18 protein-coding genes are annotated in these 16,370 nt (G+C 43.0%); 13 read left to right on the forward strand and 5 right to left on the reverse strand.

All coding sequences use genetic code 11. The features are described from left to right. On the reverse strand, positions 1 to 314 hold a 314-nt coding region (locus tag AAHB12_RS02525; RefSeq protein ID WP_342044333.1), incomplete at its 3' end, for a hypothetical protein. 182 nt (positions 315 to 496) lie between these two features. Continuing rightward, positions 497 to 1,357 carry a metallophosphoesterase gene (locus tag AAHB12_RS02530; protein WP_342044212.1) on the reverse strand — a complete coding sequence of 287 codons (861 nt, stop codon included), beginning with the start codon at positions 1,355 to 1,357 and terminating at the stop codon, positions 497 to 499. 196 nt (positions 1,358 to 1,553) lie between these two features. Between AAHB12_RS02530 and fadH the strand changes: the two genes are divergently transcribed. From fadH to AAHB12_RS02545, 3 genes are all read left to right on the forward strand, one after another. After that, positions 1,554 to 2,318: a 2,4-dienoyl-CoA reductase gene (gene fadH, locus AAHB12_RS02535; RefSeq protein WP_342044213.1), complete on the forward strand. Its 765-nt coding sequence runs from the start codon at positions 1,554 to 1,556 to the stop codon at positions 2,316 to 2,318. A gap of 573 nt (positions 2,319 to 2,891) precedes the next feature. Beyond that, positions 2,892 to 4,142 (forward strand): EAL domain-containing protein, encoded by a 1,251-nt coding sequence (locus AAHB12_RS02540; RefSeq protein ID WP_246040184.1) that lies wholly within the window; start codon positions 2,892 to 2,894, stop codon positions 4,140 to 4,142. A gap of 508 nt (positions 4,143 to 4,650) precedes the next feature. Beyond that, positions 4,651 to 5,154, forward strand: coding sequence for a DUF3993 domain-containing protein (locus AAHB12_RS02545; protein ID WP_129727064.1), 504 nt, complete (start codon positions 4,651 to 4,653; stop codon positions 5,152 to 5,154). Between the two features lie 125 nt (positions 5,155 to 5,279). Here the strand turns inward: AAHB12_RS02545 and AAHB12_RS02550 are convergent, their stop codons facing one another. Continuing rightward, positions 5,280 to 5,519 (reverse strand): glutaredoxin domain-containing protein, encoded by a 240-nt coding sequence (locus tag AAHB12_RS02550; protein WP_129726959.1) that lies wholly within the window; start codon positions 5,517 to 5,519, stop codon positions 5,280 to 5,282. A gap of 215 nt (positions 5,520 to 5,734) precedes the next feature. Between AAHB12_RS02550 and chrA the strand changes: the two genes are divergently transcribed. The 10 genes from chrA to AAHB12_RS02600 all read left to right on the forward strand — a co-directional run bounded on the left by chrA (position 5,735) and on the right by AAHB12_RS02600 (position 14,061). Then, a complete protein-coding gene (gene chrA / locus AAHB12_RS02555) occupies positions 5,735 to 6,889 on the forward strand; it encodes a chromate efflux transporter (RefSeq protein WP_342044214.1) in 1,155 nt (384 codons plus the stop codon). Between the two features lie 275 nt (positions 6,890 to 7,164). Continuing rightward, entirely contained in the window at positions 7,165 to 7,401 is a 237-nt protein-coding gene (locus AAHB12_RS02560) for a YkuJ family protein (protein ID WP_129726957.1), read from the forward strand. Positions 7,402 to 7,741: 340 nt separating this feature from the next. Then, a complete protein-coding gene (locus AAHB12_RS02565) occupies positions 7,742 to 8,257 on the forward strand; it encodes a ribonuclease H-like YkuK family protein (protein ID WP_129726956.1) in 516 nt (171 codons plus the stop codon). 195 nt (positions 8,258 to 8,452) lie between these two features. Further along, a complete protein-coding gene (abbA, locus tag AAHB12_RS02570) occupies positions 8,453 to 8,647 on the forward strand; it encodes an antirepressor AbbA (RefSeq protein ID WP_129726955.1) in 195 nt (64 codons plus the stop codon). Positions 8,648 to 8,799: 152 nt separating this feature from the next. Continuing rightward, a complete protein-coding gene (gene cbpB / locus AAHB12_RS02575; protein WP_129726954.1) occupies positions 8,800 to 9,243 on the forward strand; it encodes a cyclic-di-AMP-binding protein CbpB in 444 nt (147 codons plus the stop codon). Positions 9,244 to 9,440: 197 nt separating this feature from the next. After that, entirely contained in the window at positions 9,441 to 10,310 is an 870-nt protein-coding gene (locus AAHB12_RS02580; RefSeq protein ID WP_342044215.1) for a LysR family transcriptional regulator, read from the forward strand. Between the two features lie 76 nt (positions 10,311 to 10,386). Then, a complete protein-coding gene (gene dapD / locus AAHB12_RS02585) occupies positions 10,387 to 11,109 on the forward strand; it encodes a 2,3,4,5-tetrahydropyridine-2,6-dicarboxylate N-acetyltransferase (RefSeq protein WP_129726952.1) in 723 nt (240 codons plus the stop codon). Between the two features lie 71 nt (positions 11,110 to 11,180). After that, positions 11,181 to 12,302, forward strand: a complete 1,122-nt coding sequence (locus tag AAHB12_RS02590; protein WP_129726951.1) for an N-acetyldiaminopimelate deacetylase — start codon at positions 11,181 to 11,183, stop codon at positions 12,300 to 12,302. 184 nt (positions 12,303 to 12,486) lie between these two features. Then, positions 12,487 to 13,035, forward strand: a complete 549-nt coding sequence (locus AAHB12_RS02595) for a peroxiredoxin (protein ID WP_129726950.1) — start codon at positions 12,487 to 12,489, stop codon at positions 13,033 to 13,035. 351 nt (positions 13,036 to 13,386) lie between these two features. Continuing rightward, the gene (locus AAHB12_RS02600; protein WP_446715511.1) at positions 13,387 to 14,061 is read left to right on the forward strand and encodes a potassium channel family protein; all 675 of its coding nucleotides are present in this window, start codon (positions 13,387 to 13,389) and stop codon (positions 14,059 to 14,061) included. An 82-nt stretch (positions 14,062 to 14,143) separates the two neighbouring features. Here AAHB12_RS02600 and rnjA read toward each other — a convergent pair whose 3' ends face one another. Then, positions 14,144 to 15,811, reverse strand: coding sequence for a ribonuclease J1 (gene rnjA / locus AAHB12_RS02605; RefSeq protein ID WP_129726948.1), 1,668 nt, complete (start codon positions 15,809 to 15,811; stop codon positions 14,144 to 14,146). Further along, positions 15,811 to 16,023 (reverse strand): DNA-dependent RNA polymerase subunit epsilon, encoded by a 213-nt coding sequence (locus AAHB12_RS02610; protein WP_129726947.1) that lies wholly within the window; start codon positions 16,021 to 16,023, stop codon positions 15,811 to 15,813. Before AAHB12_RS02610 ends, rnjA begins: the two co-directional genes overlap by 1 nt. Positions 16,024 to 16,370 lie beyond the last annotated feature (347 nt).

The following is a 16,370-nucleotide window of genomic DNA, read 5'->3' on the forward strand; positions in this document are numbered from 1 at the left end:
GTCCTCATCCGTTCTCCAAAGCCGCCGCCAAAGCCAGGGCCACCAAAGCCGCCGCCAAAGCCAGGGCCACCAAAGCCGCCACCACCGCCGCCAAAGCCAGGGCCGCCAAAACCATAACCGTAACCAAAGCCGCCGCCAAAGCCGGGGCCACCAAAGCCGCCAAACCAAGGTCGCCAAAGTGATATCGCGGCGCCGCCAAGCAGGCCGCCGGCGATACCTGCTAAAAACGGAAAGCCAAAAAACGGTAGAATGCGTGTGTCTCCCGGGTTGATAGGAGCAGAACGAAACGGAATAGGCTGCAAGTGAGGATACATCTTTAACCTGGTTTATAAAAATTACCAAAAGCTACAATTCAGAATTGAACTATTTACCTGCTTTTGGAAATTCTATGAAACCAGTTTTCACCTCCTTTATTAAACTTACGATATACTATGGAATTGAGAGAATAAAGGAGCCAGTACGCGTGGAGAACTTGTAGAAAATAGGCAAAGCACGACTATTCGCCGTGCTGGAGGGTGAAAACTGTAATTTCTGGTTGGGCGAAAAAGCGGAACGGTACGCGTGTCATTCCGAGTCCCCTATTTACATATACAGTCAAATTAGAAACGGTATAAAAGCCTTCTATATACTTCTTTGCAAGAGGAGGCGTAATAACAGGACCAATGATAGGCAGTTGTACTTGTCCGCCGTGGCTGTGGCCGGAGAGCTGCAGGTTTACTGGGTACTGTGCAATGACTGGAGCGGCATCAGGCTCATGCACGAGAACAATTGTATATAATTCCTGACGTGCGAGCCGCAGTGTCTGTTCTAGCTTTGGATTCCCTAACATCATATCATCGATACCTAAAATAGCAATTTCACTCCCATCAACAAGACGGATACGCTGTTCGCTGTTTTGCAGCAGAATAAAGCCTGATTCATTCATAATCACTTTGTACAATTCGGTACCATACCCACCGTGATCATGGTTGCCATAAATGCAATACTTGCCAAAAGGAGCATGAATACGTTGCAGAATGGGTGCAATCTGAGAGGTGAACGGACAGGATCGTTGATCGTCAATTAAATCTCCAGTGAAAAAGACAATATCTGCTTTTTCTTGATTAATTCGATTCACAACTTTAGCAAGCCGAGGCAATGAATAATAGTAGCCCAGATGCAAATCGCTGAACTGTACGATTTTCATGCCGTGAAAGCTTTTGGGTATGAGTGGAGACCGGATGGAATGACGGGTAACTACAAGTAAGGAAGGTTCAATGTGTCTGGCGTAATAATACCCTATCCCTGATGTTAGTAGTGTATATAGCGAGAAACAAAAACTTTTTTTCAAAAAGGCCCTTCTAGTAATCTTTGTCATAGTCTCTCACCTATCTATAGAAATCTGTTTTATTATATCGCTTTCTATTCGTATGTATGACAGTAAGCAAAGAAAAGATATTCTTTCAAGCTGTAATAATTTTCCGTATCGAAGGCTATTTTGAAGAATGAAGCATAATTCATAGAATAGCAATGATAAAATGAATAAGTATCCATTTTAGGGGATGGTGGGACGTATGAAGGGAAAAGTTGTTGTTGTAACAGGCGGATCGAGCGGGATGGGGAAAGCGATGGCTTTTCGCTTTGCTTGCGAGGGTGCGTATGTTGTAATCACAGGTCGTACGTTAGAAGCATTAGAGCAAGCGAAGCGAGAGATTGAGCAATTTGAGAACCAGGTACTCGTTGTGCAAATGGATGTGCGTGAACCAAAGCAAGCACAGCAAATGGTGCAATCGGTGGATGCTGCTTTTGGGCGTATTGATTATCTAGTGAATAACGCTGCAGGAAATTTTGTTTGTCCAGCGGAGCAGCTGTCTGTAAACGGTTGGAATGCTGTTATCAACATTGTGTTGAACGGAACCTTTTATTGCAGCAGCGCAGTTGGAAAGTATTGGATTGAAAGGGGGATTGCTGGACGGATTGTGAATATGATTGCTACGTATGCTTGGGATGCTGGTCCTGGTGTTATTCATTCTGCATCGGCAAAAGCGGGCGTATTGGCTATGACTCGTACGCTTGCGGTGGAGTGGGGGAGAAAATATGGGATCCGTGTAAACGCCATTGCGCCGGGGCCGATTGAACGTACAGGAGGAGCAGAACGTCTTTGGGTGTCAGAAGAGGCTGCGAAGCGTACGCTAGAAAGCGTACCTCTTGGTCGTCTTGGAACACCAGAGGAAATCGCAGGCCTTGCCTGTTATTTACTTTCAGATGAGGCCTCTTATATAAACGGTGCGGTGATGACGATGGATGGTGGTCAGCATCTGCATCAGCATCCATTTTAATTTACACTTTAAGAAAGTATAAATTTCTAGCTAGAAGACAATTCGACGTAGTGAGAAATTTTAGAGATAAAGTATAAGTGCAACTACGCCTCTGTCTTCGCCCAAGGGCAGGGCTCGCCAATCGGCGAGTTTTCTTTAAGAAAGCATAAATTGCTAGCCGGAAGCTACCTCGACGTAGTCGGAAATTTTGTGGTCTCCCATCTTCTATTAGTCCTATAATAGAAGGTGGGAGACGGGTATGAGTATGGACATCTGTGCATGCTGGCGATCGAGGGCTTAGGACCTTGGGCTCTACGTGTTTACATATGGTGAGTAAGGTGAGCTACCACGAACCTAGAGGTAGCGTGGTTTTACGCCCACAAATATGAAGAATTTGCTGCAGTACATATTCCAAATAAATTATGAATTTTTGATGGATTGGCCTTATGGTCTATAAAGCAAATGAATGTTACACTATTACTATCTATGTTTGAGGATATTTTGTCTGAAAGCAGTCCGTTAGTGCCGAAAGGAAAGACCCTGCGGATCATGCAGCAGTAAAAGAAGATTACGGCAAGGGGTGTCGTACGAGCGATGGAGAGAAGGAAGAAGGGAGGGGTACTACTAGTGGACGCATTAGATGTTATGTCTAATTTAGATCAAGTCCTTCCTTATTATCAAGCAATTTTCAGTGCGGATGAGCACACGGTAATTGGATATGAAGCGGTCGGGCGCATTCAGACAGAGCAAGGCATCCAAGGTCTTGCGTCGTTTTTTCGTGATGAATCTGTTCCGGAAGAGTATCGGATCGAGGTCGACAATTTGATTTTAACAAAAGCGCTGCAAATGCATCTGGAAACGGATCCGTCAGCACTGTTATTCATTAATCGCAATGCCAATTTGCTCATGCAGGATGAGGAAGATAGCTTTTTGAATCAGCTGCTTGCTTATGAAAAGCAAGGGCTGGACTTGAAAAATATTGTGTTGGAAATTCGAGAGCAGGATTTTACAGGTGATCTTAATCAATTGTTACATTTGCTCACCTATTATCGGACGTACGGTGTACAGCTGGCCATTAACAAGGTTGGAGCAGGTATGAGCAATCTTGAGCGTATCAGTCTGTTGTCACCAGACATTTTAAAGGTGGACTTGAGCAGCTTACGGCAAACTGCAATGCTGCAGTCTTATCAAGATGTGCTGTATTCGATCTCTCTGTTAGCAAGGAGAATTGGAGCAACTCTTCTTTATGAAGATATTGATGCGTTTTATCAGCTTCAATATGCCTGGCGTAATGGGGGACGGTATTATCAAGGGGACTATTTACAGCGATTTATGCCATCCTTTTTGCATGCTGATATTTTAAAGGATCGGCTGAGACAAGAATGTCATGAATTTATCGTTCATGAAAAACGAAAGCTGGAAAACATATATGCGCTAACGGAAAGGCTGCGCAGTCGTATTAGCACGGCGATGGCCAAGCAAAAGAAAATTGAGAGCTTTAATAAATGGCTCATGACGCTTAGTGAGGAAGTTACTGATTGCAGCTTTAGGCTGTACGTCTGTGATGAGGACGGCTTTCAGAAGTCTGGCAACCTAGTAAAGGAAAATGGCCAATGGGAGCTTGTGCCGGAATATGAGCAAAAGAACTGGAGCTGGCGTCCGTATTTTTTGGCAAATATCATGCAAATGCGTTTTGAAAAGAAAGGGCGTTTATCCGACTTGTATACGGATATTGACACAGGTGAGATGGTTCGTACATTTTCGTTCCCGATTGATGATGATCAGCATTACTTGTTTATTGACTTGTCGCATGAGTTTTTATATGAGCAGGATGCGTTATTTTGAGAAGAATACAGGCCGTGAGCGCGTTCTATTTGTTTCGCGCTCACGGTTTTTCTTTACACTTTAAGAAAGTATAAATTATAAATTTCTAGCTAGATGCCAATTCGACGTAGTGAGAAATTTTAGAAATACAGTATAAGTAGGGCTACGCCTCTGTCTTCGCCCAACGGCTCACCAATCGGCGAGTTTTCTTTACAAGAAAGGATAACCTTTCGGGGTGATGTCTAGCTCCCGAGGCCCAAAATGGCAGACTCCAGGCTGAACCTCTGCAAAGGGCAAAAAGCGCCTTTTACTCTGGCCTATCCCTACGCTGCCATAAAAGGCGGGCCTTGTCCGCTTTTCTTTATTTTTTCGCGTATTTTTTGTTTTGTTCTTTCCCTTTATGGAAATCCTGCTACATATCAGCAAAAAACGCTGTCTATTGCTGTAGCGATTTTGCGAACGAAAGATTGTCTATGCCGTGTTGTGACTTGCTACAATGGAGACAGGATAAAATGGAGGGGGAAACATGTTGAAACGATACGGAGCGTGGATTGCATTTTTGCTGCTTCTTGCGATTATTGTCGGGCAAAGCGTGGCGATTGCCACCGACAAGGGAAATGTGAAAATACATAGAACTGCTGTGTTTGACACAATTCGAAAAGGATACGAAGCACAATTTGCGATTCGGGGCAAGAAGCTGTCATCGGAGACGATGTATCAGAAACTGTCTCCGTATTTTACAGATAATTTCCTGCAGGTCTTCATTGACGAAAACAGCGATGATGCAAAAGGACCTGGCACATATTTACTTACTAACACAGCACCGTTTTCCTTTACATCTGAAACGAAAACGATTTATGATCAGGAGCACGGTCTCTTGTATGTGTACGAGCATCTTAAGGATAAAGCAATCTATGAAGTTGTATCGCTTCAACAAATGGAGGGAACGTGGAAGCTGGCAGGCTATCATAGTAACAAGATATTGTTAGCAGAAATTCAGGCACTTGAGAAGGAACAGAAAGAGAATGGCTGAGTATAACTAGATTTTATTCATAAAAGCGGACACTGCTGTGTCCGCTTTTATGACGTAGTGGGGAACTTTAGGAATACAGTATCAGTGCAACTACGCCTCTGTCTTCGCTAATCGGCGAGTTTTCTTTACGCTTCAATTCCAAGAAGATTTTGCAGTCTTTCAATATTGAATCCCGTCACTGCTTCTCCGTCTACGACAACAGTCGGTGTAGAATATGAGTTATAATCATGCAGAAGACGCTTGCGGGCGGCACCGTCCTGCTTAATATTGTACTCTACGTAGGAAATTTCATAATGCTTGAAAAATTCTTTGATAATTTGACATGGCGGGCAGTCTGGCTGTGTGTATAGCTCTACTTTTTTCATTTCATTACCTCGTTTCTTATATCGTTGTTACATATTGTATCATATTCCGAGAGAAGACCTCCTCCTTAAGCGTATTAGGGCGTAGCAAAGCGGCAAGAAGGGGGAAAAGAGTCAAAAAAGGTAGGGACAGGCATCCCGTTACAAACTATAATGAAAGATGGGTGCGGACAATGGATGAAGGGTGTTTCGCATTTTTATAGTTTGGGGTTGGTAAAATGAAGCAATATACAAATATATTTTGGACGGCGCTTCGTCTAGGCTGCACATCATTTGGCGGTCCTGCTGCGCATATTGGTTATTTTCGCAGAGAGTACGTTGAGAGACAGAAATGGTTAGATGAAAAAAGCTATGCTGATATCGTTGCGCTGGCAAACTTTTTGCCGGGGCCTGCAAGCAGCCAAGTTGGGATTGCTATTGGTATGGTGCGAGGCGGTTTTTTAGGCGGTTTGCTGGCATGGCTTGGATTTACGCTACCATCGGTTTTGATATTGACAAGCTTTGCGCTTTTTGTGCACGAGCAAACGGCGCAAGCCGGCTGGATTCATAGCTTGAAGCTCCTTGCCGTAGCTGTTGTGGCACAAGCGGTATTTGAGATGGGGAAAAAGCTTGCTCCTGATGCTGTGCGGCAAACGATAGTTCTTGCGGCCGCTGCGAGTCTTTTTTTATTCCCATCATCGTATATGCAACTGATAGTAATTGGTGTAAGCGGTATTGTTGGGTATCTCGTATATAGAGAAGAAGAAGCGGGTATAACGAACATAACAGCATTTTTTGTTTCAAGAAAAACGGGTATATTCTCCCTTATCCTGTTTTTCACCTTGCTTTTTGGGTTGCCTTTTTTGTGTACATTTGTGTCCTCGCCGCTGCTTGTGCTGTTTGATACGATGTATCGCTCAGGGGCATTTGTATTTGGCGGCGGTCATGTTGTGCTCCCGCTTTTAGAAACAGAAATTGTGGATAGCGGTATGATGAAGAAGGAGTTGTTTTTAGCTGGATATGGTGTAACACAAGCTGTCCCCGGACCGTTATTTACCTTTTCAAGTTATATTGGTGCAAGTTTGTACGGAGTAATGGGAGCGATTGTTGCGACAATCGGCATATTTCTGCCCGCCTTTTTGCTTATCCTAGGAGGGTTGCCGTTTTGGAATGCACTGCGGGGGCATTCAAGCATGCGATCAGCGCTTCTCGGTATTAATGCTGGTGTAGTCGGGATTTTGCTTGCTGCTTTATATGATCCTATTTTCAAATCAGCAGTTATGACAATGGTCGATGCGGTGCTTGTGCTTCTATATTTTGCATTGCTTAGCGTTTGGAGGCTGCCATCGTGGCTTGTTGTTGGTGTTGCGTTCGGGTGCGGCTTGCTTGTATAAGGTCTAGTTCCTGCTGGCAGTTTCTTTCCGCAAACTAGCTTTTTACACGCTGACAATAAGTGGAACTGCACCATGCCTTTTATACGAGTGCTGTTTTACTTTGGGAGAGAAATGAACCATGTTCGCTTTTCTGTATAACTTTTTTCGACAAATTTATTGAGTTTCTGGCTCTCAACCGTTATCCTATTGAATGAGACAAATTTTCTGTTGTTGCGGATAGAAAAAGTGCGGTTGCAAACACTATGCGCAGGAAAATTAGAGAAAGGGGAGATTTTATGTCTCTGCTCCAAGGAATTATTACTCGTCTTGTTAGCTTGAAAGAGCAAGCTGCAAACGGAGAAGTGGCACAGCGCTATTTTGAAGTAAATGGCGAGCGTAAATGCAGTGTGAAATACTTTGATAAAAGTGATACGTACGAGTTGGAAGTGTATCAGCCGGGAGAAAAACCGCAAACATATCAATTTGACAATATCGATATGGTAGCAATCGAGATTTACGATATGATTTCCTAATTCATACATAAAAAAACAGCATCTCATCATGAGTTGCTGTTTTTTTGTATGATTCCTTCTGCCCTTGTTCAAACTGAGAAGGAAAGGGGTGTTTCCTAGTGTATATGCCTAATGTGATTTGTCCCGCGTGCAAACGGGCTGCGCGAATGGAGGATGTGTTAACCGCACAATCTAACCAAGATGTAATTTACACATGTCCATCTTGCGGTTATATCATACGCAGTATCAAAACAAGTAAAGGCTAACGAAGTGCTCTCTCTGACAAAAAAGGCAGCATATTTACCTCCTATGCATCATATAGTGAGAATGCCGGAGTTGTCATGAGAGGGGACAATGTTATATGAGAGACTATTTCTTTTACAACTTGTCGGAGCGCCATATGAGGTTTGATGATGTATTTGCGCGCATCTGCAATTTTATGAAAGCAGACCCGCGAAACGTCTATCGCCTTTCAATAGGTACGGATTCTCAGGCGCACGGAGACGATACGCGTTTTATTACAGCTGTCCATTTGCACCGAGTGGGGAAGGGAGCATGGGGCTGCTTGCGCAATGAGGTTATACATAGAAGGTTAGACAGCCTGCGTGAAAAGATATCTTTAGAAACACACTTAAGTCAAGAGATTGCTTGTTTGTTTACACCAGGGCATATGAGTGATTTGCTCGAACTCATATATCCGTACCGGAATGAAGGCGCTCATTTGATAATGGAGATTCATCTTGATATCGGAAACCATGGGCTGACGAAGGAATTTATTTTAGACATGACAGAGCGTATAAGGGCTATGGGGCTGACAGCAAAAATTAAGCCGGATGCATACGCTGCGTCTAGTTACGCAAATCGTTATACAAAATAAGTGCTATTCCTACAATTTCTGTGCTTGCAAATCGGGGGAATCAGGAAATACTGAAATATCCCCTTCCTTATCTTCCCTTATATGTTAGGAACGGTCGAAAGATGGCGAACATTTAGGGTTTTCCTCCTCTATTAAACAAAGTGAAATTTTTATATAATAACAGAAGATGAACTTTGTTTAAGGGGGAGTCGGGAGATGGAAAAGGAAAAGATGCGGTTAACGGAGGAAGATCAAAGCCTTTTGCTTAAGATACTATTTAAACAAAGATACGCAAGCGAGCTTCTTTCCTGTGAATTAGCAGATATAGAGAGTGACTTGAAGGATTCGGATCATGTACACTACTTGCAGGTGGCAAGATTATTTGACCGCTTACGGAATGCTGATATGTGACTACCAGAATTGGTAGTCATTTTTTTCGCGTGTATGGTAAAATAGAGAATGTCAATATGAACCAACTAAAAGGAGCTGAGTACGCTAATAAAGTGGAAACGCTATCAATGGTAAAAAAAGACATAGTGCTATACAAGAAAGGGGGAAGTGCAATGATTAGTCTTCCAACAGAGGACTTTAAGCAAATTTTCGTGAAGGATTTATTAATCTCGTCAGAAAAAGTGGCACATGTGCAAGCTGCCAACAGTTTGGAACATGCCATGCTTGTTTTGGTGAAGTCCGGGTATTCCGCCATTCCTGTTCTCGATACGTCTTACAAGCTGCAAGGATTGATTAGTACCGCTATGATTTTAGATCGTACTTTAGGGATGGAGCGCATTGAGTTTGAACGTCTTGAGAAAATGAAGGTGGCAGATGTAATGAATGTGAATATCCCAAGATTGGGCTTACATGATACATTTGCGCAAGGGCTTGATATGGTCATTAATCATCCGTTTGTGTGCGTAGAAAATGAAGACGGCTGTTTCGAGGGTATTTTAACGCGCCGTGCCATCTTGAAGCTATTAGGTAAAAAGGTGCGCCGCTACAATAAATAGCAGTGAAAGTGCAACTTTCTGCCAAAGGTTGCACTTTTTTACACTGTAAGAAAGTATAAATTTCTAGCAGGAAGACAATTCGACGTAGTAAGAAATTTTAGGAATACAGTATAAGTGCAACTACGCCTCTGTCTTCGCCCAAGGGCAGGGCTCGCCAATCGGCGAGTTTTCTTTATATTAGGAAAGGAGCTTACCATATGCAGCTAGATGATTTCCGCATGATGGTCGTATTGGCGCAGGAGTTAAATATGAGAAAAGCGGCGGAACGATTGTTTGTGTCGCAGCCTGCGCTGAGTCAACGGCTTCAGTCGATGGAAAAGCAATGGGGGATGAAATTTTTTCTTCGCTCACAAAAGGGCCTGACGATTACGCCTGAGGGAGAAAAAGTGACGTTATACGCAATTGAGATGCTGCGGCAGGAGGAAAATGTGAAAAATGAGCTTGCTGCTCTGCAGGTGAAAACGCATGGTACACTGAAGATTGCAGTTGCTTCCATTATTGGTCAATATTGGCTGCCGGGCATTTTAAAAACCTTTGTAGAGCAGTATCCACTCGTACAAATCTCGCTGTTTACCGGTTGGAGCAGCGAAGTACAAAAGCATTTTTACGAAGGAGATGTACATCTGGCGATTGTGCGCGGCTCACAGGATTATCCAGGGAAGAAATATCATTTACTGACAGATGAACTGTACCTAGTGGATACAGAAATCTCCGACATGGCGATGCTTCGGGATACGAATAAACCGTTTATCCAGTTTAAGAGCGATTCGACCTACTATTCGCAAATTCAAAGCTGGTGGTATGCGATGTTTTCGCATCCACCGAAGCGCACCATTGTTGTAGACCAAATCGAAACATGCAAGCAAATGGTTATGCACGGTATTGGCTACGCGGTTTTGCCGTCAAGTGTACTACACACTGCAGAAGGGGTTTATAAGTTGCCAATGGCAGTAGACGGCAAGGGCCTAACGCGCGAAACATGGCTTTTAATGAATGAAGCTGCTCTTGAATTAAAGCAGGTGGGAGCGTTTGCTGATCTCGTAAAGAATTTTATTGTAAAAAAATAACCTTTCATCCTTGCTACCGGACGTTCTCTTTGGTACAGTAACAAGTAGCATATCGAATTAGGAGGAACCTCATATTATGAACATGATGGATGCAAATGAAATTATTGCTTTTATTCAAAAAAGCGAAAAGAAAACACCAGTAAAGGTATACATAAAGGGAGATCTTAAGGAAATCGATTTTCCAGAAACAGTACAAGCATTTGTAAATAAAAAAACAGGTGTATTATTTGGTGAGTGGACGCAAGTAAAAGCTGTACTTGATGAAAACAGCGCTCGTATTGCAGACTATGTAGTGGAAAACGATCGCCGTAACTCTGCGATCCCGCTTCTTGACCTAAAAGGAATTAAAGCTCGTATTGAGCCAGGCGCAATCATTCGTGATCAAGTAGAAATCGGCGATAACGCTGTTATTATGATGGGCGCGCTGATTAATATCGGCGCTTCTATCGGCGAAGGCACAATGATTGACATGGGCGCTGTATTAGGCGGACGTGCAACAGTAGGAAAAAATTGTCATATTGGTGCGGGCGCTGTATTAGCAGGCGTAATCGAACCGCCTTCTGCTCTTCCTGTTATCGTAGAAGATGATGTATTAGTAGGAGCTAACGCCGTAGTATTAGAAGGTGTACGTATTGGAAAAGGTGCGGTAGTTGCTGCTGGCGCAATCGTTACAGAAGATGTTCCTCCTTACACAGTTGTAGCAGGTGTACCAGCTCGTGTGATTAAAGAGATTGACGAAAAAACAAAGTCTAAAATTGAGATTAAACAAGAACTTCGTCAGTTGAATCCAGAAGAATAATCCGAATACAGCAAACGAAAGCGTAAGGGCCTAGAGTTCTTACGCTTTTTATCAAAGAATAGGGTGAGATTATGAATCGATTCGTGCAAATTCGTCGGGACCTGCATCAAATCCCCGAGCTCGGTTTTCAAGAATTTAAAACGCAAGCATATATTTTAAGCTATTTAGAAACGCTGCCTCCAGAGCGGTTAGAGATTCGTACATGGAGAACAGGTGTCCTTGTAAAGGTGAAAGGAAGGAATCCAAGACAAACAATCGGGTATCGTGCTGATATTGACGGATTGCCTATTTCAGAACAAACGGGCTATGAATTTTCTTCTACGCATGAAGGATTGATGCACGCATGCGGTCATGATATGCATACAAGCATTGCCCTTGGAGTGGTAACAGTGCTTGTAGAGCAGCCGATTGACGATGATGCGGTCTTTTTCTTCCAGCCTGCTGAAGAAGGACCAGGCGGTGCACAACCGATGATGGAAAGCGAGGAATTCCAAGCATGGAAGCCTGATATCATCGTTGCGCTTCATATTGCGCCAGAATATCCAGTCGGTACGATTGCCACAAGGGAAGGGCTTTTGTTTGCCAATACATCAGAGCTGTTTATTGATTTAAAGGGCAAGGGCGGTCACGCAGCTTATCCGCATCATGCAAACGATATGGTTGTAGCAGCGAGCCATCTTGTTACGCAGCTGCAGTCTGTTATTAGCCGTAACGTGGATCCGCTTGATTCTGCCGTCATTACCATCGGAAAAATTACAGGCGGCACTGTTCAGAACATCATTGCAGAAACAGCGCGTCTAGAGGGGACGATTCGTACGTTATCTGTTGAGTCTATGAACAAGGTAAAAGAGCGGATTGAAGCAATTGTTGCAGGAATCGAAGCCTCCTTTCAATGTGAAGCAGTGATTGACTACGGAGCAATGTATCATCAGGTGTATAACCATGAAGAAGTGACACGAGAGTTTATGAACTTTGCAAGAGAGAGCGGTCATATGGAAGTGATCGAGTGCCGCGAAGCAATGACCGGCGAAGACTTTGGTTATATGCTTGCGGAGATTCCCGGCCTCATGTTTTGGTTGGGGGTTCAGTCGGAATTCGGCCTGCATCATGCAAAGCTGCGACCAAGTGAAGATGCCATTGAACGTGCAATATCATTTCTTACAAGCTATATGAAATGGAAGGGAAGCAGATAGGCGAAACGCCTATCTGCTTTTTGTATATTTTTTGTAATTTCTACACAATACTTTATAATGTAGTTAAAAGGAAATTTTTGAAGGAAATGTTAATTACTGATAATTTTTCTTGTGTAACATTGGTCCTAATTGACTTCCTCTTACATAATTACACGTGTAAATAAAAAAATGGAGGCTAATACATATGGCAGAGCGTTTAGTAGGTAAACAAGCTCCCAGATTTGAAATGGAAGCTGTTTTAGCAAACAAAGAATTTGGAAAAATAAGCTTAGAAGACAACATGAACGCCGGAAAATGGACAGTACTTTATTTCTATCCAATGGACTTCACATTTGTATGCCCGACAGAAATCATTGCGCTTTCTGATCGTTACGATGAGTTTGAAGATTTAGATGCAGAAGTAATCGGTGTTTCTACTGATACAATCCACACTCACTTAGCTTGGATTAACACAGAGCGTACGAAAAACGGCTTAGGCGAGCTTCGCTATCCGTTGGCAGCTGACACAAACCATGTTGTGTCTCGCGACTACGGTGTCTTAATCGAAGAAGAAGGAATCGCGCTTCGCGGTTTGTTCATCATCAGCCCTGAAGGCGAATTAATGTACCAAGTAGTACATCACAATAATATTGGACGCGAAGTGAACGAAGTATTGCGCGTTCTTCAAGCGTTGCAAACTGGCGGACTTTGCCCTGCGAACTGGAGGCCAGGTCAAGCAACATTACATATATAATACGTTTCAGAGAAAGATCTAACAGAGATGTTAGGTCTTTTTTCGTAGTATAATTAAGATTAGCGAACATTTTCAACTTAACTAGTAGGTTGAAAAAAAGAGAAGCAGCTATCACTCCTTGTAAGGGACAAAGTCAACGCGGTGACGTTTGTCCCTTACAAGGAAGTGTGAGCTCTCCCTATTTGCTTTATGAGCAGCCTGTTGAATGGCTCTGTATTTCGCTTCCTGGGAAGAGGATACGGAATCTCCCACCTTCGACCAACGGAAGTTCCCTTGTGAGAAAGGAGCGTTAGCGAGTAGATGGGGGTAGTTCGATATAAGAACTTTAGGATGGAATTCATTATTGGGGGAATGTATGTGAGCGGAAGCAAAAAGGAATTTGCAGTGATCGGGCTTGGCCGATTCGGGGGCAGTATTTGCCGTGAATTGTCCCAGCTTGGCATGGAGGTAATGGCGATTGATGTGGATGAAGATCGTGTAAATGAGTTTTCTAATATTGCCTCCCATGCGGTAATTGCAGATTCAACAGATGAAATGGTATTAAAAAGCTTAGGTATTCGTAACTTTGATCATGTTGTTGTAGCCATTGGCGATAACATTCAAGCGAGTATTTTAACAACGCTAATGCTAAAAGAATTAGGTGTAGAGAATATTACAGTAAAAGCTACGAATGATTATCATGAAAAGGTACTGCGTAAAATCGGTGCAGATCAGGTTGTTCATCCAGAGCGTGATATGGGCAAGCGAATTGCAAATACGATTGCATCAACAAGCGTGCTTGATTATTTGGAGCTGTCAGATGAGCATAGTGTTGTCGAGCTCATGGCGAATAAGCGCATTCATGGACAAACGCTGCAGGATTTAAATATTCGAGCGCGGTTCGGCTTAAATATTGTAGCTATTAAGCGAGGAAAGGAGATATTTGTTTCGCCGCGTGCGACGGAGGCAATTTATGAAGGTGATATTTTAATTATGATTGGTGCTGACGATGAGATTGATCGTTTTGAAGCATATTTAGAAAAATAATATTCATTTGTTAGGTAGGGTATCGATTGGTGAGTGAAAGCGTGCAATAGAAAAAGGACAACGTGATCGTTGTCCTTCTTGCTTATACTTCCATAATAATTGGAAGTATCATTGGTTTTCGTTTTGTTTTTTCATATAGGAACGGCGCTAGTGTGTCGGTAATTTCATTTTTGATTTCAGACCATTGTGTTGTTTTACGTTCCATTACTTTACTCAGATGAGTAGCAATTAAGGCTTGCGCATCGCTGATTAGATCACTGCTTTCACGCATATAGACAAAGCCGCGGGAGATGATATCTGGTCCAGCTGCAATTTTGAATTCCTTCATGTCAATGCTAACGACTACGATAACCAGACCTTCCTCCGATAAAATACGGCGGTCGCGCAAGACAATGTTCCCGATATCACCAATGCCATTTCCGTCAATATAGACTGACCCGGATGGCACTTTTCCCCCTACTGTTCCTTCATCCTCTGTTAAGGCTAATACATCACCATTGTCGAGGATAAAGCAGTTTTCCTCTGCAACGCCGCAATCAATCGCAAGCTTCGCGTGCATGCGCTGCATCCGATATTCGCCGTGAATCGGCATGAAGAACTTTGGTTTCATAAGACGAAGCATAAGCTTCTGCTCCTGCTGTCCACCATGCCCGCTCGTATGAATATCAGTTAAAGGTCCGTATATAACCTCTGCCCCAGCGCGGTACAGCATGTTAATTGTACGGCTTACACTCACTGTGTTGCCTGGAATTGGTGAAGAGGAGAAAATAACTGTATCGCCAGGGATAATTTGAATTTGACGGTGCGTCCCATTCGCAATGCGTGATAATGCGGCCATAGGCTCGCCTTGGCTTCCTGTACAAAGAATAACAGTACGGTCAGCAGGCATCCGATTGACTTGAGAAGGCTCAATAAATGTATCCTTTGGACAATGGATATAGCCGAGGTCTTGTCCAATTTCAATTGCTGCTTCCATGCTCCGGCCAAATACCGCCACTTTTCTGCCGTTCGCGACTGCTGCTTCTACAACCTGCTGCAAGCGGTGAATGTTAGATGCAAAGGTTGCAAAAATAATGCGCCCTTCTACTTTGCGGAAAATTTCATGGATGCTGTCGCCAACTCTGCGCTCAGACAATGTGAAGTTAGGCACCTCTGCATTTGTGCTGTCAGACAATAAGCAAAGCACGCCTTCTTTTCCGATTTCTGCCATCTTTGTTAGGTTCGCAGGCTCGCCAACCGGCGTAAAGTCAAATTTAAAATCGCCTGTATGAACAATTTGTCCTTGCGGTGTTTTAACAACAATTCCGTAAGCGTCTGGAATGCTGTGCGTTGTGCGGTAAAAGGAAACCGATGTATTTTTGAATTGAATCACGTCGTCTTCCTTGATTTCATACAAACGCGCTTTTCGAAGCAATCCGTGCTCTTCCAATTTATTTTTAATTAAACCGAGCGCTAGCTTTCCACCGTAAATAGGGATATTTACTTGGCGTAATAAATATGGGATACCACCGATGTGATCTTCGTGACCGTGCGTAATAAATAAACCTTTGATTTTTTCTTCGTTTCGTACTAAATACGTGTAATCCGGAATTACGTAGTCGATGCCGAGCAACTCGTCTTCCGGGAATTTAATGCCTGCGTCAATAACGATAATCTCGTCTTGATATTGCACCGCATATGTATTTTTTCCGATTTCTCCAAGTCCTCCGAGAGCGAAGACTGCGGTTTGGTCATGTTTTAAAAATTTCATTATACGTTCTCCGCAAGCTTGAAGTTTTCGCTTTGTTGTTCATACGCGAGATGCGCGCCGGCAAGCTGTTGAACAAATTCAATATTATAATGGAACGGCGCTAGCTTTTTGCGTACGTCCCGTTGTGAGTCCGCTTCTACGTATAGAACCTGCGTTTTCTCTCGCACAGGTACCTCCGTAATTTTCTCTTGATAAAACACTTTAAAAATCATAATAAAACCTCTCCTTGTTTCGATTGTGAGTCTGCCTTCTAACTATTATAAAGGAAACACATTTGTTTTTCATGTTTTTTTCAGCAGGGGTGGGAAAAAAGCTCATCCTACGCGATTTTCTTTTTATGAAGCAGGTCATTTAAGTAAACTTTTAATTTTTCTTTTAATTTTTTAAACATTATCTTAGCCTTCCTTTCCGTATTTCAAACATGCGCCCGTTTTTTAGTAGTATGAGATGAAACAGCGAAATTCATGTATGAGAAAGGGATTTATGTATTTTTGCACCAGCATATATCTGGTACAGAGGAGTTTTTTTCGCACTTTTTAAGAAAGCATAAATTTCTAGC

The organism is Bacillus sp. OTU530 (genome assembly GCF_038440375.1).